Source organism: Amycolatopsis sp. NPDC024027 (genome assembly GCF_040638975.1).
GTDB lineage: Bacteria > Actinomycetota > Actinomycetes > Mycobacteriales > Pseudonocardiaceae > Amycolatopsis.
This window is the reverse complement of sequence record NZ_JBEZYY010000014.1, coordinates 7,135-32,253: the sequence shown is the minus strand read 5'-3', so window position 1 is coordinate 32,253 and position 25,119 is coordinate 7,135. Positions and strand designations below refer to the sequence as shown.

Here is a 25,119-nt window from a genome sequence, read left to right as displayed (position 1 = left end):
GTGGCACTCACATCACTCCCGGAACTTGAAGCAGGGATCGTTACCGATCAAACGAGCACGACAGTCGATCTCGGCGCAGACGTGGGCCTTATGCCATCTGCGCGAGACGGCGTCGTCGATTTTCTGGGGAATACGTTGCCGACCCGTCGGATCAGCGGCTGTTTCGACCAGATGCCATTCCTGACGGTGAACGTCGCGACCTCGGCGCGGAGTGAAGCAGCCAGCGCACAATGGGGACGCAGCGGCTGCCGTGGTGTGCTGCGTACGCCCCGGGACACCGGTGGCGGGAGGTGCTCGGCGAACCCTTCGGTGAGCCGGTCTGTGCGGCGGGACACGAGGTCGGTCACAGCAAGCACCGCAGGCGGCCAGGACAGCGTCGACGGCCCAGACCGACTGCAGCTCGATCGCACCGGTCGACGACCAGGCCACGGATGAATCCGTCGTTGCCAGGAAGCCCGATGAACGCGCTCTTGGCCTTGACCTGCTTGCCGGGTTCGGCAGTGCCGGCGAGCGCGTGGATCGCCGGCGGCTCGCAACGGACCGTTCGGCGGGATCACCGGCAACCCGGAGTGCGGGGTGGTGAAGCCCTTGACCTCGAGCACGGCCGGCCTGGCCGGTAGGAACAGCAGCCAGTCGACCTGCCGTGTCCGGGTCTTGCCGGGGATGTTCACGTTCAGCAGCCTCAGGCTGCCGATCGTGTGCGGCATGCCGTAGACCCGGCCGGCAGACAGGTCGTGGACCTTCGCTTCGGCGCCGGAGAGGCTGTGCGCGGTTGCCCCGGTGCCCGGCTGCACCCGCACCAGCATCTTCGCCGCTCCTTGCGCGCACGTCGCGCACCGCCCGCTGTCCGCTCGTGACCGACAGTACGAGCAGGCGACCCTGTCGGGCTGCCTCCGTTCGAGTGCGACAGGGGGCTATTTCAGCGGCGGAATGCCGCGGCGAAGAACGGGCTGCCGACGTGGCGGCTGAAGCTGATCGTGGGGAAGGTCTTGCTGAGCCGGTGCATCTCCCACGCTGTTTCGGCGATCGTGGTGGCTGTGCCGGGTGTGGCCATCGCGGGCCGCTCGCAGGCCCCGGGCCACGGGAGGAAACCACGTGTTCGGCGCACCCGGCCTGATCTCGGCAGTGCAACTGTTCGCCTGTCGGTATGGTGACTGCGACACGCAGTAATTCGAACTAGGTGTTCACACCTTGAACTTCGACCCATTACCAGATCCAACGAGACCAGACGCAACAGCCAATGACGTCCGCTCATCGGCATGGGGGCGCGTTTGGCCGGACGCCGACGGGGGCACGACAAGGGCGAGCGGAAGTCATGCGACAAACGGTGCGCCGTTTGCGACAGTGCACCGGTGATCATCGTGCTGAACGGCACCTCCAGCGTCGGCAAGACCACGCTGGGCAAGGCGTTGCAGGACGTCCTGGCCACGCCATACCTGCTAATCGGCATCGACACGGTGGTGTTCGCATTGCCGCGCCGGTACGTCAACGAACTGTGGACGCAGGAGCTGTGCCGGTATGAGTACGACGGCGACCGGATTGCGAGGATCACGCCGCTGCCCCGGTACCACGCAATTGGTGCGCGGCCTGCACGCATCGGTCGCCTCGCTGGCCGGGACCGGGCTCGATGTGATCATGGATCACTGCCTGGTCGAACCGGCCTGGGCCGATGAACTCACGGCTGCCTTCGCCGGACTGGACGTGCTGCGGGTCGGTGTGACCTGCCCGCTGGCGGTGGTGGAGGAGCGGGAACGGTCCCGGGGCGACCGAACCCTCGGCTGGGCTTCCGCCCGCTTCGACGTGATCCACCGGTACCTGCCCTACGACCTGACCGTGGACACGTCCCGGGACGATCCGTCCGGGTGTGCCGAGGCGGTAGCCGCCGAGCTGGCAAGGAGGTTCCGATCGTCGAACGGACCCACCGTCGAGTAAGCCGACTATCGATCTTCCCGTCTTTTCGCGGCACCGGCCGCGACGGCCCGCGCTGCCGGCGAAGGGACTCGACCGCTCATCGGCAGAAGAGTACGTACGAGCGGTCGCGGTAGAGGACGCACGATCGCGTCCTGTAGCTCGGGCAACCGTGCCTGGTCGGCTCGCCGGTGAAGCCGCAGCGGGCTTGCTCCGCTCCGGGGCGGGCGTCGGATGTGGGCTGGTCCGCGCAGCGTCGGGGCGTCCGAACTTGGCGTGCACGATTCCACCAATTGTCGAGCCCGTTCCTTCTCGTGCCATCCGTGCAGCTCACAGTGCATGTACGGGTGGTGGCCGTGCAAACCGCCGTTGGCGCAGTCTCATCGACGACGGCTTCGGGCACCTGGAGTTCCGTGACGTCGTCGCAACCAGCCGCGGCTCGCCTGCGGGCCGTCGCGCTACAACTTCCGGGCCCCGGCGGTGCTGTCGTCGTCGAGACATCAGTCCTTCCTCGGGGTCCTGACGTGTCGCCCGAGGATGGGACGTGTGCCGGCCGGATCGTTCCTCGAGAAGAACTGGGCATGAGGAACGACCCGGCCGACCCCCCTTCGCGTGCTCGACGCCGGTCGGTCAGGTGATCATCGTCGTCGAGCCAGGCCTTCTCAGGTGTTGTCGATGTCTCCGCGAGCCGACACGGAGCAGCCCCTGAGCTCGAGCTGGTACACGCTGAACAAGCCGCCGATCCGTTCGGCATGGCTGCTCGACGTGCCGACGGTGCCGGACCGGACTACGACGCCATTGTTGACGTCCCGGACCCGCCAAGTGCACGGCGACGGCCGCAGGCGGTTGTTGATGCCGATGTCCACGAAATGTCCACCGGCGTTCGCGGTCACCGCAGCGGTCGTGCAGTTGCCGCTGCTGCCGACGAAGCAGGTGGAGCTGGCGAACAGCTTGATGGCCTCGGACGAGGTAGCCCGGGTTTCCGCGCTGGCGACGGGAAAACGGGCCAGTCCGCTGGTCAGGATCATGCCCGCGACCAGGACCCCTGCGCGAACCCCGGTCGAGCCGAGAGATCGATTCCTCGAAGGCATTGTGTCCTCTCCTCAAGTGTTGATGATCGCTGAATTGTGTTCGGTATCGAAACTGTCCGATGTTTGTGCGGACAGTGGCTTGCCATGCCTGTGTATGTCGTGTGGGTTGTTCAGTGTCCGGTGCTGGACTCTGGACAACGGTCGCTGAACAATGGCGTCGGAGGTGGTGGCGGTGCCGCGTGGCGAGCGACCGCTGGAGGGCGGGGACGGTGTGGTGGTGCGGTTCGCCCATGACCTGCGAATACTGCGCGAAAATGCCGGGCGCCCAACGTATCGGGAGCTCGGTGCACGCGCGCACTACTCTGCGGCGGCGCTGTCGGAGGCGGCCGGCGGCCGTAAACTGCCCACCCTGTCGGTCACGGTGGCTTATGTTGCTGCCTGCGGCGGTGATACCGCTGAATGGACGACGCGGTGGCGGGCGATCGCGGCCGAATTGGCCGCAGCCAACGCCGAACCGTCTGACACGAATGACCAGGCCAAGGCGCCGTATCTGGGGTTGGCCGCGTTCGAACCGGAGGACGCCGACCGGTTCTTCGGTCGGGATCAACTGGTCGCCGACCTAGTGAACCGGGTGAACCAGCACCGGTTTCTCGGAGTTTTCGGCTCCTCCGGCTGTGGCAAGTCCTCGGTGCTTCGTGCGGGACTGGCCGCATACCTGACCGCTGAGCGGGAACAGGACGATGCTCCGGTCGTGGTGTTCACTCCCGGGGAACGGCCGTTTGAGGAGTGCGCGGTCCATTTGGCTCGGTTCCTCGGCGAAGCGCCGGGAACCCTTCGGGAAGAGTTTTTCGAAGACCCGCGCAATCTTCACCTGCGTATTCGTCAGGCTGTGGCCGGCGACGCTGCCGATACCGATGTCGTGCTGATCGTCGACCAGTTCGAGGAACTGTTCACCCTGTGCGGTGACGAGTCGCAGCGGGCGCGATTCATCGACGCGTTGGTGACCGCCGCGGCCGACCCGGCCAGCCGGGCAAGAGTGGTCCTCGGTGTCCGAGCGGACTTTCTCGAGCACTGCGGGCGCCATCACCGTCTGGTGTCGGCCCTGTACGACGCGCAGGTGCTAGTCGGCCCGATGAACGTCGACGAGCTGCGTCAAGCGATCGTCGGGCCTGCCGTAACACAAGATCTGCTCGTCGAGACATACCGGCGTTGACCAGCATCACGCTGGAGGGGTTCGTGATCATCCGCCGTACAGTCCTTGCCGTCCCCGTCGCGCTGGCCGCGCTTTCCTTGGCCGCGTGCAGCAGCGGCGGCGGCTCGTCGACGTCGACCAATTCCGCCGGCGTCGTCGTTCCGGCCGAGAGCAGCAGCGCGCCGTCTCGTCACGGACGGTGAATCGCTATGGCGCGGCTTGCTGCTACGACCGCGCCCGGCATCGCACGAGCAGCCCCGCAGTCGGCGCCGGTACTGATCTGGAGGGTGATGCATCTCGTCGAGCTCGTGCTTGAGCCGGTCGTAGGCATCCTGTGTCAGCCGGGTCATCTCAGTGTCGTGCTGGGCCGGCGTCCAGCGGGCAGACGCTGATCTGCAGGTCAGAACGGCACCTTGGTGCACAGCGCCGAGTTGACTTTCACGAGTCCTCGCGAGATCGTCGCGAAGAACGAGGCTAGACGAGGGGCTGACAATTGCCCACGGACCGTCGTCATCGCCTTCCTCCCGGCCGTGAGGCAGAGGTTTGACCGGCGCCTCCGGGGGCAGCCGGGCTGTAGTGGCGGGGTCAGGATCTGGGCGGGCCGCTGTGATCGTGATTGCCGCATAGCAGCGCGCACGCCGATGACAGAACGTTACCAAGGGTTAGGGGCCTGCTGTAGTGCAGCGTCCTGCATCGTCGCTGTGAATGACGTCCGTTGTTCTGTTGACGGTCATCGTGGTCAGAGACGTCTTAAGCTGCGTCGACGGGGGACACTATGGTCGATAACCGGCCTCATCGCGTTGCTGATCGGCTACACCGCCCTGCCTTCGGGCAGTGCTCGGCTGGGCTGGTGCTCACCCTAGGAGAGCGGACCCGCGACGTGCTGGGAGGCGCCGCCGACGTGCAGGCCGAACGCTGTGGCGGGCAGGTCGAGCAGCGCTGACTCTTAGTGGCGAACGACGCGTGTACGAACGACGTGCGGTGACGAGGCAGTGGTTCGACTTGCCGAATTCACTCGAACGGCGGAACGCCTATCGGCATCGCATGGACATGCGATGCCGATAGCGCAATGTCTATTTTGGACGGTCGATTGACGCTTTGCCACCTGCGCTTACTGTATTCAAACGGGCATGGTCGCAATCGTGCGCCATCTACTCGTTGATATACATGGAAAATATCAAATATTGATCTTCCACTCTTGCGAAAGTTGTTGCGAAGCAACAACTTTGAGTGGCCATACCGATGAGTTGAGCTATGCTAAGTTCACGTTTCCGCAGGTAGGCAATCTGAGCCGGGCCTGCCGGGCATGTGCCAAAGCGGCTTGAAGGTGTCATACTTGTGTTGCAGGCTATCTCTGCAACAGGCGAAAGGCGGGCCCGGCCGTAGTCGGACCCGCCCACCGCTAGCACGCTGGGATAGCTAGGTCAAGAGTTTCAGGAGCTCGTCGACCAAGTTCGCCAGGGCTACGAGGGGCGGGGTAGCAGCCACTACTACGTCCCTCACCTGGCGACATCTTCGTTCCCAGCGGGATCGATCACCTTCGTGATCATCCTGATCGCTCTCGCGATCTTCGTGCTCGTCATCCAACGAGTCACGCTCCTTCGGTGGTCTCCTTTCATCTTCGTTGGTCAGTGCACTGGCCCACCTGCAGCTCGGTGGATCGCACCGCAGCGTGCCGGTGCAACTCCAGGATAGGGGCTATGAGCCCGGGTTGGCGTACCCAAACGGCCTTAGCGCCCTCTTTTGCTCGGAATGCGCGAGTACTGGTCTAGCCACCCGCCGCTACGGCCAGTCCTCGGCGGCGAGCCAGGGCCGGCTCGGAGGCCCATCGCAGCTGGTCAGCACCACGAGCCAGACAGACTGCGGCGCACGAGGACACCCGGTCGGGCTTCCTCCGGTGAGCACCGAACCCACGAGCACGACGCGGCCGCATTGAATGCACCCCACCTCCCCACGTCCCTCGCTCACTGTCACAGACCCATGCACGCACATTCGTCGACGTGGACAAGACGATCATCGCGTTATCCAGCATGTTGGCGGTCCGAGTCGGACCGGTCGGTCAGCTTCGGGGCGATGCCTGCGGAATATCCTCCACGTCGTATCCCGGCTGCTGCACGTGCCGAGCCCGCGCGAGGTCGGCGTGTGACCGCGGCGCGCACGCGGCGAACGGCCCGTTCTCCCCCAGCAACTCCTTCAGTATCGGGTCGAGGTGGTCGCGGTGCCAGACCGAAAGGCTGATGCCGGGGTTCGGCGGGGAGTTCCTGCCACGCACGGTGGCAGCCGGCGAAGCTGGGCCAGGCCTCCGCGTGGGCCCACCAGCGGCTGCACCAGCGCATCCCGGGACGGCCGAGCGGCCGCAAGTACACCGGGAACAGCGTGGTCTCCAGCCACTTCACCAGTTCGGCGGGCTACCACTCCGGTGGCGGCGGGTTCCGCTTGCGCGATCCGGCCTGCATCACGGCCCCGCGAGGCGGAGTCGCTCGGCGAGCCAGAGGGCTCTGTGACGCGGGGCGAGAGCCGCGGGGAAGGACCAGGAAGCACACCAACCCTAACCATCGCTGATTGGTATGTGTAGTCCAGAGACCATGGGGTCATTGGCGATGAGCGGAGTTAGCCGTGCTCATCTGGATTCTTGCCCCCTATGTCGTACTGTTGTTCATCCACTTCGCGTGCTCTGGACTCGTCGCAATCTTCGCGGACGATAGCAAACGGCGGCGGGACGCCCGAGAGCTCTTCAAGCTGGTCACGAGACTCATCGCTGGTTCGAGCGGGGCCGGCGGACTTCTCGCGCTCCTGCACGAAATGGGAGTCTTCTGAGCGATATCGGAGAATCATGCTTGCGGGGCGCGCACGGTGGCTGTTGGCCTCCGGTCTCCTCGCCCTGCTGCTTCTAGCGCCGGGTCGGGCGGGCCGGCGCTAGACGCTGAGAAGTTGGTCATGACCAGAGCTGGCTTGTGGTCCATTCGGAGCCTGCAACATCGTGGTCGTCCTTGACGACGTAGGTGAACATGACCGAAGACGCCACGCCATCACAGCGGGGAACTGGCGCGCCCTCTCCGCCCTCAACCGCTTCCACCGTGCCACGGGAGCGGTTGCGGGAGCTGTCGCCGAAGACGATGTGGCTGACCGCGGTCGTGATCGCGGTGCTGACTGCGGGCGCGGTCGTGTTGCTGTGGTGGCCGGCGACCGCCGGACTTAATGGCGCCGACCTGGTATCCGCCCGGCTGGACGCGTTGAAGGTCGGGCTGAGCGTCGCGGTCGGCAGCGGCGGTGTCGTCGCGCTGTACCTGGCTTGGCGGCGCCAGCACTCCACCGAAGCTGACCTGGACAATCGCGAACGCGTCTTCGCTCACCAACAGCAGTCCCACGACGCTGACTTGGCGCAGCGGGACCGTGTCGCACAAGCCACCGAGCACGATGCGCGCGAGCGACGGCTGAACGAGCTGTACCTCAAAGCAGTCGAGCAGCTCGGTTCGCCGCAGGCGGCGGTCCGTCACGGCGGCCTCTACGCCCTCGAACGCGTCGCCCAGGACAACCCACACCAGCGGCAGACGGTGGTCAACGTCATCTGCGCCTACCTCCGCAACCCCTACGCCCCACCCCTTGAGACCGGCCAGCCCCGCCCACTGGGCATCCGACGCCCCCTGCTGAGATCCGCCACCGCCACCCGCTCCACGCCTACGCCATCCCGCGATGGCGGCCGCGAGGCTCTGCTGCAGGAGCGCGAGGTCCGTCTCACCGCCCAACGCATCTTGCAGCTGCATCTACACCCCGGACCGGACCCCGACCAGCCACAAGCCGACTTCTGGCACGACCTCGACCTCGACCTCACCGGCGCCACCCTCATCAACTTCTCCCTCCGCGGCTGCGCAGTCGCCACAGCAATCTTCGTCAGGGCGACCTTCGTCCACAACGCCTGGTTCGACCAGGCGACCTTCACCGGCCACGCCGAGTTCCGCGGAGCGACCTTCACCGGCGACGCCGGGTTCCGCGAGGCGACCTTCACCGGCCTCGCCGGGTTCCGCTGGGCGACCTTCACCGGCGACACCTGGTTCGGCGGGGCGACATTCACCGGCAGTGCCTGGTTCGGCGAGGCGACCTTCGCCGGCAACGCCTGGTTCACCGAGGCGACCTTCACTGACGGCGCCGTGTTCCGCGAGGCGACATTCACCGGCAGTGCCTGGTTCGACGGGGTGACCTTCACCGGCCTCGCCGAATTCCGCAAGGCGACCTTCGCCGGCGGCGTCGAGTTCGGCGAGGCGACCTTCGCCGGCAACGCCTGGTTCAGCGGGGCAACCTGGGCGGGGTACGCCTTCAACCCGACCACGGATGGCGCATCGCAACCTGACGACTCGCCCTCCGATCCGGAAGGAGGCGCACCCTAGGGTCGCGCCGTCCATGCGACAGACCGCACGAACCCGGCGCGGGCACAGGGGGCCCGTCACCATTTCGGCCACCGGGCCCCGGCCAAGTCAGGCTGTGAGTTTTCCCCACGCGAAGTTGTGTTTGGCTTGCGTCAGGTAAACGAACAGCTCAGTCCTGGACACGCCCGGAATGGACCGGACGTCCTCGCTGAGCACCTCGCGCAGGTGCTCATCGTCCCGGCAGACCAGCTCGGCCAGCACGTCGTAGCGGCCGGCACACCGCGCGACGTAGTGCACGTTCGGTAGCGCGGACAGCCGTCCGGCCACCTCATGCGGGTCGCCGCCGTCGACGCTGATTCCGACCATCGCCCGCCGCCTCAAGCCGACGTTCGCAGGGTCGGTCACGGCGACGATCTGCATGAGTTCCTCGCGCAGCAGCCGCTGCACGCGCTGCCGCACCGCGTTCTCAGAAATTCCAACCGCCTTCGCGAGCGAAGTAAAGGACGCGCGGCCGTCCTGCTGCATGAGTACGAGCAGGGCTATGTCCGTATTGTCCATACCGCTCGTCCGGGTTTCGTCGCCGAGCGCGTCGCGGCTGGTCGAGGCACGCTGCAACGCCTCCCGGCAGATCTGCAGCATGGGCGTTGCCTCGGCGACGCCCAGCTCGACAGCTGTACTCAACCACCGACGGGCCTCGACGTGATTGTCCTGGTCGAAGTGCCGCACCCCGATCTTGAAGGCCTGATAGGCGATCTCCGCTTCGTCGAGCAGCGTGGGCTGATAGGCACCGTGCTCAGCAAGCTCGGCGGCGTTCTCCTCCGCGGCTCGGGCCATCAGGTCGTGGACGTTGAGCCAGCTGCCCGCACGATCGCCGAGTTCCCTGTTGATCACTGACGCACCTCCGGCATCACCTTGCGCTCGGCCAGCCACCGAGACCTTTTCATCGTGTCCAAGCCGACGCGCTGCGCATAGTTCACGTCGTTGCGGGAACAGCCCAGCAACTCGGCCACAACCGTGATCTCCAAGTCGAGGAGGAACCGAAGTACCAGGACCCCGCGCTGACGGTGCGGCAATTCCCGCAGCGCGTTCGCGATATCCACCTTGTCGATCAACCTCTCGGCGAAATGGGTGTGCCATAGGGCGTCAGCCGTGGCGGTGATGCCTTCGTTGTTGTCGACCAGGTCGACTGGCTTGCGGTCCTGCCGCCGGAACTCGTTGGCCATCCGCTGCTTGACCGTCGTGAACAAGAGGCGCTCAGGCCCGATAAGCCGCCTCCGCTGCTGCCAACTCTTGATCACCGCCTTGAAGGCATCCTGGACGATCGCCTCAGCGTCCGGGCGCGACAAGCCATGCTTCATCACCATGGCCAACGCACGGTCGCCATGCAGGGCGGCCAGCCTTTCGACCGCGTCGTCTCTGTAGGCAACAGCGTCCGGGTCACCCTCGCTCACCGAACCTCCGCCTGTATTCCCGTCGGCAGGTCCGTGACCAGGATGGGGACGGTAACCGACCAGCGGTCGCCGTCCGGGGAATGGCTCGTCACCCGTCCGCCGTAGCCGGACTCAGACAAGACCTGGGCGACCTCAGTAATCGTTGCGCCGCGATCGCCAGCTTTCAGCCGGTCGCTGCGCAGACGGACGAGACCGAGCAGCAGCCGCAGAATGCTCCGCGGCCGCGGAATCCGGACGACGTCGATCTCTGAATCGATCATCTCGATGGGATCCGCCAAGGTGGGACCTCCCTCCAGCTTGTTTCCTGATACTCCACCGAGTGGGCCCGTCACGATGAAACTTGGCAAGACGGAGAACGTCCTGCTTCCTGGCGCGGCGATCGGCGTCCCGGTGCGCGAGTGCATGCGACGATCCGCAATCGTTGTCTTAACGCCTCCGCTAACTCCGTGATTCGCTGAGTGCATCGTCGCCGCGAAGTCCTCCGGTCACACCAGTGCTGCTCGAGATGGATCGTCGCCAGACTCGTGGAGATAGATCGTCCAGACCGCCAGGTCGGCGTACACGGGTGTTGTCTTCAGCGCGCTGCGCCGCGAGCTGAGGGTGGGGGGCGAGACGGCCTGGTTTCGGCGCGCTTGCTTGCGGCTCATCTCGCCGAGGCCGGTCAGTGGTCGCAGGCAGTGGTATGTGCGACGACCTCGCCCGGTGCGTTGGCGCTCACGTAGATCGAGTGCACATCCATCGGTTAGGTGCCATCTGCAGGCCACAGATGCCAAGCGTCTGATCATCTGTTGGACGTATCTGCTGTACCTCCGACGAAGCGTCCAGCTTTCCGAACTGGAGTTGTTCGGTCTCAGGCGTCAAGGCCGGCTGGGACGCGTCCGGGTCGGTGTCCGGTGGCCGGTTACCTGCGCCGGACGCGTCCCGTCGAACCATGATCAGTCCCTCGAGGACTTCGCGTGTTTGGGCTGGCAGGTGTGGCGAGCGGCCGTCGCGGGGGTGTCGATCCAGGTGGTGCCGTCCCATGGCGACCGGGTTGGCATGGTCAGCAACGCGTCGGTGGCTCGTTCCGCGGCGAGCGCTCGGAGTAGGTCTTCCGTCGCCGTGTCGGATCGGCCGGCGCCACATGCTCGTGTCGCTCGGGCCAGGCGGTACCGGTTCCAGCGGGTCAGTTTCGGTTTGGATGCGAGTCGGGCGGCGCGGGTGAGGGCTCGTTCGCGCCGGATGACGATCCAGGTCTGGTCGCCGGTGCCCGCGCCGACGTAGGACAGCAGGTGCTGACCGATCGACCGCAGGATCTGGCCGAATCGGCTGAACCGTTCGCGAGCACCATCCGCTCGAAGCTCGAGTCCAAGCGCCAGGTGCAATGCCAGTACCGACGCAATGGGTCCACCGAGCGCTCGCCACAGGCTGCCGGGCCACGCCGACACGAGCAGGGCGGCGACCACGCCGAAGCCGGAGAGCAGCCACACGACCGACCCGTACATGCCAGGACGGCCGGTCCGCTTCATGTTCGAGCGCATCGCGAGGCCGGAGCCGAGCAGCAGCACTTCGACGACGGTGAAGAACGCGACTGCTTCCCACAAGTGGACCTGGAGCACGTCGTGCCAGACACGGAACGATGCGTCCGCGGACGCGGCCAGGGCCCCGGCGAACCCGAAGTAGAACACCCGGGCCTCCACCGACAACGGCTGCAGGGCCACCTGCCGTCGCGGAGCGTTCCTCCAGATGAGGCCAGCGATGGCGACGACCAGCATCCCGGCGATTCCCACGGCTCCGGCAATCCGCCAGTCGGCCAGCGGCAGCAGGCGACGAGCGAGCAGCCGGTCGGCAACCACTCCGGCCCCACCGGCCAGCACTAGCGCGCACCCGATCAGGCCCAGCACCGGTCCAGCCCACGTTTGCCAACCGAAGCGAACCATCCGCTTCACCGGCGGTGTCCAGTCGAGCGCCGGACGCGTGTCCTCTGACGTCGGCTTCGCGGTAGCCGTCGTCCGGTTGAGGACGTCGTCAGCCGATGTGATCAGGTCTGGTCGCTCCGCCCGAGCGATCGCGACCATAGGTCGCGGCGGGACGGGGCCGGACGCGTCCTCGGCACGCTGACCGGCGGGTTCCGGTGTCCGGTCAGCGACATGGTTTCCCGATGTTGCCTCGGTCGCCGTGGTGTTCGCCCAGGCGTCGGACGCGTCTCGTCCGGTGTCCGGTCGCGTCGAGAACGCGTCCGCTCCGGGGCCCGAGGCCGCATTGTGAGGGGACACTTGAGCTGCGGAGGGGCGTTCGGTCAAATGCATCCTTGGCGTCTCGACCGAGCACCACCCTGCTCGGCGAGCGAGTCGAGGAGTGGAAGAAGCTCGGCGATCCCGGCTACTACTCGGACGTGCCCACGGCACTACTCCACCTCATGTCCGACCTGGACGAGTGGCTCCAAGCTCGCCCGTACAAGCCGTCGGTCTCTGATCCCTCCGGATCCGGAGTCACCTTCGACCACAGGTGGTCCCAGGAGACCTACGCCTACTTCCGAGATCGTGTCCACGTCCACGCTGCGGAGATCAAAGAGGCGTATGACGAGACCGACGAGGAGTCGAGTGTCGCCAAGTGGCAGGCGCTCTTCGGCGACAAGTTCCAGGCACCCGCCGTGTCCTCCTTCAGCAGCAAGTTCGGCGCAGCCGGTGCTGCCGCTACTGGCGCGGGCGAAGTGTCCTGGTCGTCCGGCCGCTCGGGTCGCGCCGGTTGAACCGCCAGCGAGGGCCGCGACGCTCCCGATGGCAACGGGCCGCAGTTGAGGAACTGCGCAAGGTGAGCTCGGCGCTGCCTGACGACTTCGCTGTCAGCGGACGCCCCATGCTTCACTGGTCCGGCAATCTCCTCGTGCCGATCAGGCTCAGAACATCGAGCCTCGTTCACCATCCGGGTGGGCTGAGGTTGGACGACCACGAGGATTTCGTTCTGTGGATTGGGGAGACCGACTTCTCGCCGCCGCTGGTGGAAGTCCAACACGACAGGTTCGTCGGATTTCCGCACGTACTGCATGGCCGCCAGCTGTGCATCTACCTTGACGTGGCACGAGAGTGGAACCCTCGGCTCGGCGTGAGCAGCGCTGTGGACCGCCTCTACGACTGGCTGAAGGACGCGGCAGCCAACCGCTTCGATCCGGACACGTCATTGTTCCACGCGGTCGGGGGAGTTCCCTATGGCTCCCGCAGGCTGCCGACGGTTGTCGTCCGAGACGACTGCCCAATGGTTCGGGCGCAGTCGGGTTACCTAGTCAAGCGCACCGACCACCGGCTAGATCTCCACTTCGCGCGCACGCAGTCTGAGCAGGTGCAGATACCGGTCGTCGGCTTGACGATGCCGCTCCCCCTGGGGATCGGGCATACGTTCATCGAGGTGCTCGCTCGGCTCGACGATCCGTTCGCCGACTCCTGGCTAGGCACCTATCCGAAGCACCCGCCGCAGTCGCCGGTCTTCCTCACCGCGCTCGCCGCCAGTGCATCTCGAATGCCTGAAAGCAGCCCGCAGATGTTCGCGCTCACCGTCCCACATCCAGCCGGCGGGCCGCCGCACCTGCTGGTCGGAATGATTCCCGGCGACGCTGCGGACCGGCTGCGACGGCACGTGCGGAACCGCCGGACGCCTCTGATCTCCGTGAACGCAAGAACATTCGACCTCGAGACCCTTGTGGAGTGGTGCCCCGTGTCCGATGAACGAGGCAGTGTCACCACGCGCCGCGACAGCGCAAGTCCCGTGAACGCGTTCCACGGCAAGACGGTGCACGTATGGGGCTGCGGCGGTCTCGGCTCGTGGATCGCCGAGTTCCTCACTCGCGCCGGAGCAAGGCGACTGGTGTTATGCGATCCGGGCACGATCACGGGTGGCCTGCTGGTCCGCCAGAACTTCACCGAACTCGACATCGGTAACGGGAAGGCGGAGGCCCTACGGGAACGCATTCTCGCGATCCGCGACGACATCGAGGTGGTTGCCCACTCCGGGATCATCCCCGAAGACTTGCTGGCGAAGTTCTCCACCGCTCACATCGTGATCGATGCGACGGTCTCCCTCCGGATTGGTCAACTCCTCGACCAGATGGCGTCGCCAGCAGCTCGACCGTTGATCGCTCAAGTTGCCACCGACGTCAAAACCGGCACGCTAGGCATCCTCAGCGTCAGCGCGCCTGGAACCTCGCTGGGCGCCAACGAGATCGACCGTCGAGTCGGGACGGCGGTCAAAGTGGATGGCGAGTTGGAACCTTTCCACACGTTCTGGACCGAGATGCGAGACGTCGACGAACTAGTCCCGACCCGTGGCTGCTCCGTGCCAACGTTCCACGGATCGGCGGCAGACATGGCTGCGGTCGCTGCGACCCTCACGAGCCTGCTGGGAAGCCACGTTCCGGCGACGGCGCCGGTCTCGGGGACACATCTGATCGCCCTCCCGCATTCCCCGGTCGGCCCTTTCCATAGGTTTATCCAGCCCGACTGAACGCGGCAGGTGCGGACTGCCGATGCCCCGGTGAACTCAGCCACGGCGAGCTGGACAACGTCAGATGACGCGAAGAGCACTACTGATCCATGGAAGGACGAGATGGCGGTCAACGAGAGCGAGAAGCGCAAACTGTGGGTGCGCGCCGGCGGCCGATGCACGCTGTGCAAGACGTACTTGCTCGAGGGAAGCCTCACCTACAAGGAGGTCTTCGTCGGCGAAGCCGCGCACATCGTCGGGCAGAAAGAATCGGCGACTTCTGCCCGCGGCCTTGATCCGCTTCCCGGTAATGATCGTGACCTGGCCGAAAACCTTGCGCTCGCCTGCTCGTCCTGCCACACCGAGATTGATAAACTTTTGGTCGCGGAGCTTATCGACAAAGAGTTTCTCCGACGGCGCAAACAGGAACATGAAGACGAGATCCGCCACCAGACCTCACTGACAACGTCCCGCCGCACCGTCATCCTCCGGATGGCCAGCGACATCCGGGGCGATCGGATGGAGCTACCGAAGGACACCGCAGTGGAGACGGTCATCAGGTCCGGCGGTCGATTTCCGGTTTTCCCCGAAGCTTACGATCAGAAGAGCGTCGAGATCGAACTGCGCGGCATCGACGGTGAGCAGGACGCCAGCAGAACCTACTACGAGGCGGCCGTCGCCAAGATCAACAACGCCATCGATCGGCGCGTCCACCCTGGGGTCCTGTCCGGGGACATTCAGCACATGAGCGTTCTCGCCCTCGCGCGACTACCGCTGCTGGTGTACTTGGGCACGAAACTCGACGACGGCGTCCCGACTGACGTGTACCAGCGCCAACGCTCCACCCAGAACTGGGTCTGGTCTGAAGAGGATCCCGGCACGACCTTCGACCTCACCCAAGCCCGCGACGGTGCCAGCATTGATGACGCGGTGCTCGTCACGAATCTCTCTGGGACCACCCCACTCAACGAACTGCCCCAAAGACTCGATACGGCAGCGGTCTTCCAGATGGACCCACAACCTGGGCCGGCCGAGGACCTTTTCGCGCACCCAGCCCTGCTCGCCAGGTTCGAGGCGGTCGTCCGGGAGTTTTTCACCGGGCTCGAACGCACCCACAAGCACCTCAAGCGCGTCCACCTCATCGGCGCGATGCCTGTTTCTCCCGCAGTGTCGCTCGGGCGGTCCTCAAGAGCGCGGGCCTGCGCCCGACGGTGGTCACCTACGACCGGACAGGCAGCGGCTACGTCCAGGCACTGGAGGTCTGAAATGGACTTTGACGCGCACTTTCAAGGCTTCCTGGTTACCACCGTCAACCTCAAACCCTGGAAGCTCGACCTGCTCGACACCCGGGTCGGCGCGATCACGAATGCGTTCCAAGCTGACGCCGAAGTCGGGTCGATGTACAAGGAGCACAGTCCACAAGGATCCTGGGCACAGCAGACCATCATCAACCCCGTCGGGGCCTTCGACGAGTTCGACGCCGACATCCTCCTCCACCTCGAGCAGGACGACGACTGCAACGACAATCCCAAGAAGTACCTGCAGCGGGTTCGAGCCGCCTACAAGCGGCACACCACCTACCAGTCAATGGTCCGGCGCAAAAACCGATGCGTCCGCATTGGATACGCCAACGACTGCCACGTGGACGTAGTTCCCTCCATCACCCTGGACGACGGTCGACAGGTGATCATCAACTACGCCGAGAATGCCTTTGAGGAGACGAACCCGGTCGGCTTCGCGGACTGGATGAAGGAACGCGACGACATCACCGGCGGCAATCTACGCAGGGTCATCCGTCTGTTCAAGTGGTTGCGCGACTACAAGAACACCTTCAGTTGCCCCTCAATCATCCTGACGGTGATGCTCGGCAACCGGGTCAGGTACTGGGACAGCGACACCTGCTACGCCGACGTCCCCACTACCTTGGTGCATCTGCTTGAAGACCTCGTTACATGGCTCAACGAGCACATCGCCATGCCGCTGCTCGATGACCCCAGCTGTCCAGGCACCAGCTTTAACCACCGGTGGGATGACACCAAGTTCGAGACGTTCAAGAAGAAAGCCGCAGACTACGCGACGTGGGCACGCGAAGCGTACGACCTACAGGACGACGATGACCAGGCCGCGCTTGTGGCGTGGCAGAAGATGTTCGGGCCCGAATTCGCCGCCGATGAGGTTAAGGACGCTCGCTCCCAGGTCCTCGCGAGCAAGGCCCTGCGCGCATCGGCCTCGCTAAGTGAAGCTTCAAGCATCATCCAGGTCAAAGATGTGGCTCCGCACGAGGAGTTCATCCAACACAAGTACAGTTCGGTGACGTTGCGCTACGACGCGCGGATCGACGCCGTGGTCCTAGGGACCTATCCCAGGAACCTACGGCGACTGCGTGTCGTCCCCAAGCATCGTGATCTCCGGTTCCGCCTCGTCACCAACACTCCTGAGCCGTATGAGGTGCTGTGGAAGGTTCGCAACCACGGCGTCGAGGCTGCACGGGTGTCTGGGCAGTTGCGCGGACAGATCCGTTATGGAGGCAACGAGGGCCGTAACGTGCACCGCGAGTCGACTGCCTACCGGGGAACTCACTATGTCGAGGCATACGTGGTGAAGAACGGTATCGTTGTCGCGAGCGACCATCACGACGTGAAGATCATCTGACGTCAGCGTGAACCTCGAAGCCGCTGGCGCGCGGCGAGGTTGACGGGCACCTGGCTCACCGCTACCCCTGGTGTCGGCAGTCCGGCAAGCCGTGTCCTCACGCGGTCAACTCTGACCTGGTTTTGTCTGTCGGATGCGACCGCGTTTCTCCGTGACAACCGACCGCGCCCTGTTCGGTGGGGAGGCTGGTGTTCGTGAGGTCCGACCGCACCCGGTCCCCGGCTCGCGAGGCCGGCACACTCCGCCCTTTCTCGATCCCACTGCCGCCCTTGGGGTGTAGCGAAGGCGTAGATCCAAGTGGCGCCGTTTGTCGCCTGTTGCGGGATCACCACGTTGCCACTCGGTGGACACCAACGGCAGGTGATCCACCGAGAGAACGTGTTCCAGATCTGCCGTGCGGATCGATCACGGCGATGGCGACCGAATGTCCTGTATGCCGATGTGCGGTTTGCGAGCCTTGCCGCATGCTCAGGAACGCGGGGTGCCCCCCGCCAGACCGGAGCGGAGGCACCTACGGCCCAAGGCCCGCTAGCCGCGGGTCGCGCGGTCCCGACTGGGCGTGGCGGGCCACGGTGGAGACGCGCTGGGCCGTGGTGAGATTGCCCACGTGGGCACGCCGGATCAGGTGCAGACTGCACACTTGATCCTGCGCGTGGGGAATCGCATCACGCGCGTCCTGGCTGATGGCCTGAGGAGGCCCACATCAGGGGGGGTACATAACCATGTCGTACGACTCCACGCCGGACACTCTTCGGCATAGCCTGCGAGTCGCCGAGCTGATGGGCGAGCTGATCAAGGAGTTGCTTGACCGGTCGGTCCGACACGACCTGAGCAAGACCCGCGCGCCGGAGCGGGCAGTCTACGACGAGGTCGTGCCGCAACTGCGCGCCGCGACCTACGGCAGCGCGGAGTACCGGACCCTGGTCGACGCGATGGGCGAGGGGCTGCGACACCACTACGCGCACAACCGTCATCACCCAGAGCACTTTGCCGACGGGATCAACGGCATGACCCTGGTCGACCTGCTCGAGATGCTGGCGGACTGGAAGGCGGCCACCGAACGCACCACCTCGCATGGTGACCTCGCGGACAGCCTGACGATCAACCGCGAACGATTCGGTATCGCACCACAGCTGATGGACATCCTGGCGAACACCGCTCGCCACTTCGGGTGGCTGGCCGCGGAGCCGGACCACAACGCAGCGCCCTGACACGCCGTGGCCACCGAGATCGACAGTAGCCACATCATCGACGAGGCGTCCGAACACCCTCTATGCCGCTTGTCGGGTGTTCGAGAACGCAGCCCTCGCTCATCGACAGCGCGATAACTTGTTCCGCTTCTGCGCCGCTGTCGGTGCCCCACCACTGGCAACGTGGTGGTCCCGCAACGGAGCAAGCGACAGGTGGAGCGCCCAGCACGAAGCGGAGAACGAACGACCTGAAGGGTGCGTCGAGTAGCGGCCAGACGGTAACCGCTGGGGCTGTCGGCCAGCAACAGCGCGGGGTCGCTATCGTTCACGTCGCCGATCAGCACGGGGCGGTGGTGGCGTTGACGAGTACGGCGGCTCAGCCTGGTGTGTCCGGAGCGTGCCCGGTGGCGATGGCGGCGAGCTGCCAGTGGTCGGCGCGGCGGCCGACGAGTTCGACATCGAGCCCGGCGAGCGGGTCCAGTTCGGTCACTGGCAGCGGGGTGCGGGCGAGGATGAGCGATTCGCTACGACGAAGCGGAACTTCAGGTGATCGCGGACTACCTCGACCGAATGATCGATATCCTCCGTGAGTAGGCCGGGAGGCTGACCAATCGCTGAATGACCGGCTGAATGGCGTGGGGAGGGGGAAGAGGTGTCGAATCCCTATTCGACAGGTGGGGGCGGCGTCGTTCTGGAGCACCAATATGGCGCGGTCCTGCTCGGACATCTTCTGCTCGGCGACCCCCTACCCGAGTTGGGCGATGACGTGGTTCCGACAACGGTGCAATATCAGGGTTCCGCGTTCAGTGCCGTTGACGACCTGATCGTGACCGGCGAAACGCCGGATGGTCGAAGCCGGCAGGTATCGATAGGCGTGCGACGCGCGCCGTTCTTCCGGCCAAGCCACAAGGCCACCAGCGTATTGCTCGTACCGTATCTCCAGGTGGTGACCGACCACTGGGACGAGGTCCGTACCGGCCGTTGGCGCCTTGCGCTGGCGGTGGCCAGCCCGAACAAGCATGTGCAGGAGATCCGCGAACTGGCGACCGTCGCGCACGGTCAGCCAGACCAGTCCGCGTTCCGTGCGGCTGCCTCGGGGCCGGGGCGGGTGGCCAAGCAAGTCCGCGACAGGCTGCGTTCTCTCGAAGTGCTAGTCGCGAATGCCGCCGCCAGCGCGAACGTGGACCTTGAGAAATGTTCCGAGCAGGAACTAACGTGGCGTGTTCTCCACAATCTCTGGTTACGAGAGCTACGGCTGGAAGGAGTCGACCAGACCGACCGGACCGGCATGGTCGCCCGCCTTCGGACCATCGTCTCCGCGGTGCCAGCCGCGGACCGTCTCTTCACTAAATTGGAGACGTTGTCCCGCGAATACGCTCCCGCGGGAGCGACGGTGACCCGGTCCATGGTGCAACAACGTCTGGCCGGCACCGTGATTGACATCGGCTGGTCGGACGGGACGCCGGTCGGACACGGGTCCGGTTCGCCTCTACGCACTCGGTACCGCAAGCAGGTCGAACGCATCGCTCCAGCTGAGCTGCTCGACCGCGAAACCGAACTAGCCGAACTGGCGAATTTCTGCACGGATGGCCACGAAGGACGCTACGTCTGGTGGCGGGCGGACGCATGGGCGGGCAAGTCGGCACTGATGTCGTGGTTCGTCCTGCACCCGCCGCCAGGGGTACGGCTCGTGTCGTTCTTCGTCACCGCGCGGCTGGCGGGACAGAACCATCGCATCGCGTTCATCGACGCGGTGCTGGAGCAGTTGGCCGCCATTCTGGGACGGTCGCTCCCGCATACCGATTCCACCCGTGAATACCACTTGCTCAGCATGCTGGACGAGGCGGCGGAAACGTGCCTCCGGCACAACGAGCACCTGGTGTTGCTCGTGGACGGTGTGGATGAGGATCGAGGTGTCACGACCGACCCTGACGACTACAGCATCGCAGGCCTGCTCCCGGTCGTGCCGAACCACGGCCTGCGAGTGGTGGTGGCGGGACGGTACAACCCGCCGATACCCGACGATGTGCCGGACAACCACCCGCTGCGGGATCCGTCGATCGTCCGGCCGTTGGCGGCGTCGCCGGCCGCCACCGTGGTCAAAGCGGAGGCGGAACGGGATCTGCGTCGCCTGCTCGCCGGACGTGGGCGGGACCTCGTCGGCTTGCTTGTTGCCGCGCGGGGTGGACTGACCGCCGGTGACCTCGCCGAACTGACCGAGCGGCACGTCCGTGAGATCCAGGACGAACTCGACACCGTTGCCGGCCGAAGTTTCTCCTGGCGGCCCGGAAGATGGCGCGACACACCCAGCTACCTGCTCGCGCACGAAGAGCTGTACGAAATCGCCCTGGACTTCCTCGCCCCGTCGATCGCCGAGTTCCGGGCGAGGCTGCACACGTGGTTCGACGACTACCAGAGAAGGCGCTGGCCAGCGGACACGCCGGAATACCTGCTACGGAGCTACTTCGACATGCTGGCCGACGGCGGCGACATGGTCAGGGCTATCGCCTGCGCGCCGGACCACGCCCGCACGGACCGCATGCGTGACCTGTCCGGCGGAGACCAGGCGGGCCTGGCCGAGATCGACCGTGCGCAGGACCTCGTCCTTCGCCGCCAACCTCCCGATGTCGGGATGCTGGCACGACTCGCGGTACACCGCGATCGGCTCACCACACGCAACTCGAAGGTTCCGGTCATGCTGCCGGCAGCCTGGGCACTGCTGGGCCAGCCGGCGCAAGCTGAAGAGCTGGCCGGCTCGATTCCCGGACCGTGGGCGAGTTCCGCGGCCATCGCGTTCCTCGCGGAGGCGATGGCTGACGTCGGCGCTCTTGATCGCGCTCGTGAACTGGCGGAACACGTGGCCAGGCTGGCGGTGGACGCACCGCCGCCATGGCCAGTCGAGGGAGACGTGCTCGCCGCTGTGGTCCGTTCGATGGTGGTTGTTGGCGACCTCAGTCGCGCCATCAGTCTCTTCGAGTCGCTCAGAGACAGCAGTGGCGCCAACAACTCGCGGATAGAAATAATGCCCGCACTGATCTCGACGATGTTCGATCAACTGGACATCACCAATGTCGACCGGTTTGTGACATCAATTCCAGATGCTGTCGTAAGAGCCCAAGCATTGCTGCACCTCGCCGACACTTCCTCTTCCGCTGACTATCTCGCACAAGCCGTCGATCTCGCACAAGCCGTGGCGCTCACGCCACTCGGCCACCGTTCTTCATTCCTGGTGATGCTCGCCGTTACCGCCGCGAAGCTGCTCGGACGCGAACGGGCCGAGGAACTCGTGCGTTCGGTGGTAGACGACCCGTCCACATCGGACGCCACCACGATCCCGGTCGCGGCGATTGCCGCTCAGACAGGCCACCTCGACGAGGCCATCACCACGATCGTCAACCTGAGTGGCGGCGATTTCGACCGCGCGATGTTTTCCCTTGTGCCGTTTCTACCATGGAGCGATCCACGCACGAGCCAACTCCTCGAGCGGGCGCGTCAAAACGGAGCCGAGAGATACCTGGTTAAAGAGCTGACCGCAGTCGGCGCTTTGGATCAGGCACTGGAGTTGGCGTCTGAGCCGGAGGGGCCCGATCTGCTTGCTTCGCTCGCGCATTGTGCGGCCCGGCAGGGACGAATCGACCAAGCGAGACAGTTGATCGCTGACCTTTGGGCGAGAATTGGGGTCGATCAGGGCTCGTCCTGGTGCACGAGCGGGTGGAGCAAGCTCAGCGAAGCGGCTGCGAACGCGGGAGACCTGCCTCTGGCCGAGCACTTCGTCGTACTAGCGCGACAACTCGTGAAATACAAACCCGAAGCAATCCGGTCGGATGCCATAGCGGACCTCGTCTACGCGCTCGACCGACTCGAACACATCGACGAGGCCACCGAACTGGCCGAGATGATCATGGACGACAACCCGGACCTCCACATGGCACTCACCGCCGAAGTGGAAATTACCGGCTGGGAGTCGGACGAAGAAGTCGAGGAGTTGCTGAACCAGGGGTCAAGTCGACTGCCGCACCCGACCCGGATCCCGGAAGGATCCGCCGTGGACCTGCTGACGACCACGTCCTGGACAGAAGCCCTGCCAGTCCTGGCCCGAGATCACCCCGATCTACTACGGGTCATAGCCGCCGAACTGGACCCGGGATCGACACCGACGGCCTGAGACTTGTCGCATCCTGGCCAAACACCACGCCCGGCCGTCCGGGTCTCGGGCGGCCAGGCGAGCCGTTCGTTTGAGACCCGGAGCGCACTCGGCGGCATCGACGCCGACCGAGCCTGCGCCTGCACGGCCTCCAAGGCCATCGTCGTTCGTCTGGTTCTTAGGCCATCCTGGCGGATGGATGCTGACCAACCGCGTCGCCGCCTCTTGGCGTTGATCCAGCCGCCTCCCCCGGGATAGGGCAGAGGTGATCGAGCCGACCGATGTCAACGTCGGAGCTACCGCGACAGTGGCGCGTGACCTGGCGAGCGCACCGGCTTAGAAGAGCTCGAGGGCTCTCGTTTGCCGCGGTTACGATGGGACTGGCTGGTACTTCAACCTGTCGAACGAACGGCAGCGCCCGCCGTGCGCGGCGAGCGAGGATCGCAACCTCGCTGGCGGGACCGAGGCGGGCGGCGTCATGCCAGCGCTGGCCGTCCGCGGTTACCTCAGAGGGCCCGCCGATCGGGTTCCCGATCACAGTGGCTCGGGCCAAGCCGGCTTACGTGGCTCCGTAAGCTCACTCGAACTTTCTCTCAAATTCACTTAGGCGGGATATCTGGAGGCTGCTAGGGCTGATGATATTGTAAGATGCCATTGAAACGTCGAGAGTTTCATCCTGTGCAGACTGTTGCTGGACAGTTAAGAGCTCGCGTAATTTAGTTGGGTCGAAATGCACATCCGACTCAACAAGAGGGTCCTTTCCGGAATGGGTTCCTTCAAGCAATCGTCCTGCAATTTGGATTGCATGGGCTAGGAAGGTTGCGGGTATCACCCATGCCGTGTCGCGATTTTGATGTCCGGCTGCACTGTATCGTGATGTGATCATTCCAACTACTACGACCCCGATGCCGCAATAGTGAAGAACGGGCGCGCCTGAAAATCCTCTTGTCACATGCTGACTCTCTAATTTGAATCGTCGCCCGTTCCCTTTTTCTCCGTTTGAACCGAGAATTTTTCCGGAGCCTAGATCGCGTACCCAGTGCGACACGCCCTCCTCTTCAAACTGCCCAAGTCCATGAAAGTATACGTCGAGCCCATGACCGGCGGGATCGTATGGCTGGCGAGCAAGTGTGGTGCGCGGATGAAGTGGATGGTCATTTGCTATAATTGCGATGTCTCTATCCGCATCGCGCACAAGGACCCTGTATCTTTCCAATAAAACTGTCTCATTGCTGGAAAATCTTTCCCATTCGAGTTTTGTTGGATTACCCTTGAGATTGTGTTCACAAGTAATCAGCAAGCGGGTATCTAGGCATCCAAAAGCTGTGCCAAGTTTGCAGTCGTCGCCCCATAGGGTCCCAACAAAAGGCGGCACCTCCTGGTCTGTCAATGTCGCCCTCCGGTATCGAGGGTATAATCATCGAGCAGCTGCAAGAGTGACACTTGAGCATCCGAGCCGACTCGCTCGGCAATTATCTGCTCAAAGGAATGTTTGCCAAGATCTCGACGTAGAATATCGAGGGCGCGTACGTTCTTAACTACTTGCGGTACGTCCAGTTCGATGCGGAGAAGGAGGGCCGACAGGTGCCAGCCGGCTGCTGATCGGTAGTGGTCCTGCGCTGATGCGAGATTGCCTAGTCGACTGTAACTACTCGCAACACCAACACGATTTCCCAATTCTTCGCTTACGACAAGGGACTGCTGATAGCAACGCTCAGCTTCATTGTAATTACCGCGTTGCTGGTTGAGTTCGCCAATTCGTTCATAGCACGTGGCTATGCCGCTACGATTGCCGAGTTCCTCGTTAATGGCTAAGGCTTGTCGATAGTAACGTTCTGCATCATCATCTCGGCCATTAAGTTGTGCGACAATACCGAGCTGGTTGTAGCTGATGGCGACGCCGTTGTGATCATGTAGCCTCTGACTAAGATTGAGTGACTCGTTATAGCGTCGCTCTGCCTCTCGATAGTCCCCTCTACTATGAGCTATTACCCCAAGTTGTCCGTAGCTGCTGGCCATTGCAGCCCGATTGCCGAACTCGTCAAAAATTGACAGCGCCTGCAGGTAGAGGCGCTCGGCTTCAGTATTGTCACCGCGAAGCTGAGAAAGCATTCCAAGCTGGTGATAGCTATTGGCCGCTCCTGGGCGGTCCCCTATCTCTTCGGCGGTAATTAGCGAATGAATGTAGCAACGTTCGGCCTCGGCGTAGTCACCCTGATCCTGGGCGAGTGTGCCAAGTTGGTGGTAGGTACTGGCCATGCTGGCGCGGTCGCCGAGTTGTTCGGTGATGGTGAGGGAGTCGGTGTAGCGGCGTTCGGCCTCGGCGTACTCGCCCCGGTTTTGGGCGAGGATGCCGAGCTGATGGTAAACGCTAGCCATCCCGGCGCGGTCGCCGAGTTCCTCGGTGATGGTGAGGGAGTCGGTGTAGCGGCGTTCGGCCTCGGCGTAGTCACCGCGAGCCTGGGCGAGCCAACCGAGCTGGTGGTAGCTACTGGCCGTGCCAGCGCGGTCGCCGAGTTGCTCGGTGATGGTGTCGGTGAAGCGGCGTTCGGCCTCGGCGTAGTCACCTCGCAGGTACGCGAGGTTGCCGAGCTGGTGATACGTGCCTGCCATGCCGGCGCGGTCGCCGAGTTGTTCGGTGATGGTGAGGGAGTCGGTGTAGCGGCGTTCGGCCTCGGCGTAGTCACCGCGAGCCTGGGCAAGGATGCCGAGCTGGTGGTAGCTGCTGGCCA

General features: G+C 64.5%; 20 protein-coding genes and 1 pseudogene. 10 read left to right on the top strand and 11 right to left on the bottom strand.

Annotation, left to right across the window (positions count from 1 at the left end; all coding sequences use genetic code 11):
* Nucleotides 1–47: 47 nt before the first annotated feature.
* Nucleotides 48–806 carry a hypothetical protein gene (locus tag AB0F52_RS30150; protein WP_360178336.1) on the bottom strand — a complete coding sequence of 253 codons (759 nt, stop codon included), beginning with the start codon at nt 804–806 and terminating at the stop codon, nt 48–50.
* A gap of 113 nt (nt 807–919) precedes the next feature.
* Nucleotides 920–1,054, bottom strand: a complete 135-nt coding sequence (locus AB0F52_RS30145) for a hypothetical protein (RefSeq protein WP_360178333.1) — start codon at nt 1,052–1,054, stop codon at nt 920–922.
* Between the two features lie 298 nt (nt 1,055–1,352).
* Here AB0F52_RS30145 and AB0F52_RS30140 point away from each other — a divergent pair, with 298 nt between their 5' ends.
* Both AB0F52_RS30140 and AB0F52_RS30135 read left to right on the top strand, forming a co-directional pair.
* A complete protein-coding gene (locus tag AB0F52_RS30140) occupies nt 1,353–1,673 on the top strand; it encodes a hypothetical protein (protein ID WP_360178330.1) in 321 nt (106 codons plus the stop codon).
* A complete protein-coding gene (locus AB0F52_RS30135) occupies nt 1,579–1,932 on the top strand; it encodes a hypothetical protein (RefSeq protein ID WP_360178327.1) in 354 nt (117 codons plus the stop codon). The genes AB0F52_RS30140 and AB0F52_RS30135 overlap by 95 nt, the downstream gene beginning before the upstream one ends.
* 638 nt (nt 1,933–2,570) lie before the next feature.
* Here AB0F52_RS30135 and AB0F52_RS30130 read toward each other — a convergent pair.
* Nucleotides 2,571–2,936 (bottom strand): hypothetical protein, encoded by a 366-nt coding sequence (locus tag AB0F52_RS30130; RefSeq protein WP_360178324.1) that lies wholly within the window; start codon nt 2,934–2,936, stop codon nt 2,571–2,573.
* A 214-nt stretch (nt 2,937–3,150) separates the two neighbouring features.
* Between AB0F52_RS30130 and AB0F52_RS30125 the strand changes: the two genes are divergently transcribed.
* Complete coding sequence (locus AB0F52_RS30125; RefSeq protein ID WP_360178321.1) at nt 3,151–4,152, top strand: XRE family transcriptional regulator; 1,002 nt, start codon at nt 3,151–3,153, stop codon at nt 4,150–4,152.
* Complete coding sequence (locus AB0F52_RS30120) at nt 4,149–4,334, top strand: hypothetical protein (protein ID WP_360178318.1); 186 nt, start codon at nt 4,149–4,151, stop codon at nt 4,332–4,334. The genes AB0F52_RS30125 and AB0F52_RS30120 overlap by 4 nt, the downstream gene beginning before the upstream one ends.
* 1,856 nt (nt 4,335–6,190) lie before the next feature.
* Here the strand turns inward: AB0F52_RS30120 and AB0F52_RS30115 are convergent.
* Together AB0F52_RS30115 and AB0F52_RS30110 are read right to left on the bottom strand one after the other, a co-directional pair.
* Nucleotides 6,191–6,403 (bottom strand): DUF4913 domain-containing protein, encoded by a 213-nt coding sequence (locus tag AB0F52_RS30115; RefSeq protein WP_360178315.1) that lies wholly within the window; start codon nt 6,401–6,403, stop codon nt 6,191–6,193.
* Nucleotides 6,393–6,527, bottom strand: a pseudogene (locus AB0F52_RS30110) (DUF4913 domain-containing protein); the annotation flags it as partial. The gene AB0F52_RS30115 and the pseudogene AB0F52_RS30110, both read right to left, overlap by 11 nt.
* Nucleotides 6,528–7,139: 612 nt before the next feature.
* Between AB0F52_RS30110 and AB0F52_RS30105 the strand changes: the two are divergent.
* Nucleotides 7,140–8,516: a pentapeptide repeat-containing protein gene (locus tag AB0F52_RS30105; RefSeq protein ID WP_360178312.1), complete on the top strand. Its 1,377-nt coding sequence runs from the start codon at nt 7,140–7,142 to the stop codon at nt 8,514–8,516.
* A gap of 87 nt (nt 8,517–8,603) precedes the next feature.
* On the opposite strand, the gene AB0F52_RS30100 is transcribed toward AB0F52_RS30105, so the two are convergent.
* From AB0F52_RS30100 to AB0F52_RS30085, 4 genes are all read right to left on the bottom strand, one after another.
* On the bottom strand, nt 8,604–9,053 hold the full coding sequence (locus AB0F52_RS30100; RefSeq protein ID WP_360178931.1) for an Lrp/AsnC family transcriptional regulator: 450 nt from the start codon (nt 9,051–9,053) through the stop codon (nt 8,604–8,606).
* 329 nt (nt 9,054–9,382) lie between these two features.
* Entirely contained in the window at nt 9,383–9,946 is a 564-nt protein-coding gene (locus tag AB0F52_RS30095; RefSeq protein ID WP_360178309.1) for a sigma-70 family RNA polymerase sigma factor, read from the bottom strand.
* Complete coding sequence (locus tag AB0F52_RS30090; protein ID WP_360178306.1) at nt 9,943–10,224, bottom strand: hypothetical protein; 282 nt, start codon at nt 10,222–10,224, stop codon at nt 9,943–9,945. Before AB0F52_RS30090 ends, AB0F52_RS30095 begins: the two co-directional genes overlap by 4 nt.
* 657 nt (nt 10,225–10,881) lie before the next feature.
* Nucleotides 10,882–12,003, bottom strand: coding sequence for a hypothetical protein (locus tag AB0F52_RS30085; protein WP_360178303.1), 1,122 nt, complete (start codon nt 12,001–12,003; stop codon nt 10,882–10,884).
* Nucleotides 12,004–12,236: 233 nt separating this feature from the next.
* On the opposite strand from AB0F52_RS30085, the gene AB0F52_RS30080 reads away from it, so the two are divergent.
* The 5 genes from AB0F52_RS30080 to AB0F52_RS30060 all read left to right on the top strand — a co-directional run bounded on the left by AB0F52_RS30080 (nt 12,237) and on the right by AB0F52_RS30060 (nt 22,408).
* Entirely contained in the window at nt 12,237–12,677 is a 441-nt protein-coding gene (locus tag AB0F52_RS30080; RefSeq protein ID WP_360178300.1) for a hypothetical protein, read from the top strand.
* A gap of 62 nt (nt 12,678–12,739) precedes the next feature.
* Nucleotides 12,740–14,422: a ThiF family adenylyltransferase gene (locus tag AB0F52_RS30075; RefSeq protein WP_360178297.1), complete on the top strand. Its 1,683-nt coding sequence runs from the start codon at nt 12,740–12,742 to the stop codon at nt 14,420–14,422.
* A 102-nt stretch (nt 14,423–14,524) separates the two neighbouring features.
* Nucleotides 14,525–17,053, top strand: coding sequence for an SAVED domain-containing protein (locus AB0F52_RS30070; RefSeq protein WP_360178294.1), 2,529 nt, complete (start codon nt 14,525–14,527; stop codon nt 17,051–17,053).
* A gap of 722 nt (nt 17,054–17,775) precedes the next feature.
* Nucleotides 17,776–18,264 carry a DUF5662 family protein gene (locus AB0F52_RS30065; protein WP_360178291.1) on the top strand — a complete coding sequence of 163 codons (489 nt, stop codon included), beginning with the start codon at nt 17,776–17,778 and terminating at the stop codon, nt 18,262–18,264.
* A 631-nt stretch (nt 18,265–18,895) separates the two neighbouring features.
* Nucleotides 18,896–22,408, top strand: a complete 3,513-nt coding sequence (locus tag AB0F52_RS30060) for a hypothetical protein (RefSeq protein ID WP_360178288.1) — start codon at nt 18,896–18,898, stop codon at nt 22,406–22,408.
* A gap of 556 nt (nt 22,409–22,964) precedes the next feature.
* Here AB0F52_RS30060 and AB0F52_RS30055 read toward each other — a convergent pair.
* Both AB0F52_RS30055 and AB0F52_RS30050 read right to left on the bottom strand, forming a co-directional pair.
* Entirely contained in the window at nt 22,965–23,777 is an 813-nt protein-coding gene (locus tag AB0F52_RS30055; RefSeq protein WP_360178285.1) for a hypothetical protein, read from the bottom strand.
* On the bottom strand, nt 23,774–25,119 hold a 1,346-nt coding region (locus tag AB0F52_RS30050), incomplete at its 5' end, for a tetratricopeptide repeat protein (RefSeq protein ID WP_360178282.1). The genes AB0F52_RS30050 and AB0F52_RS30055, both read right to left, overlap by 4 nt.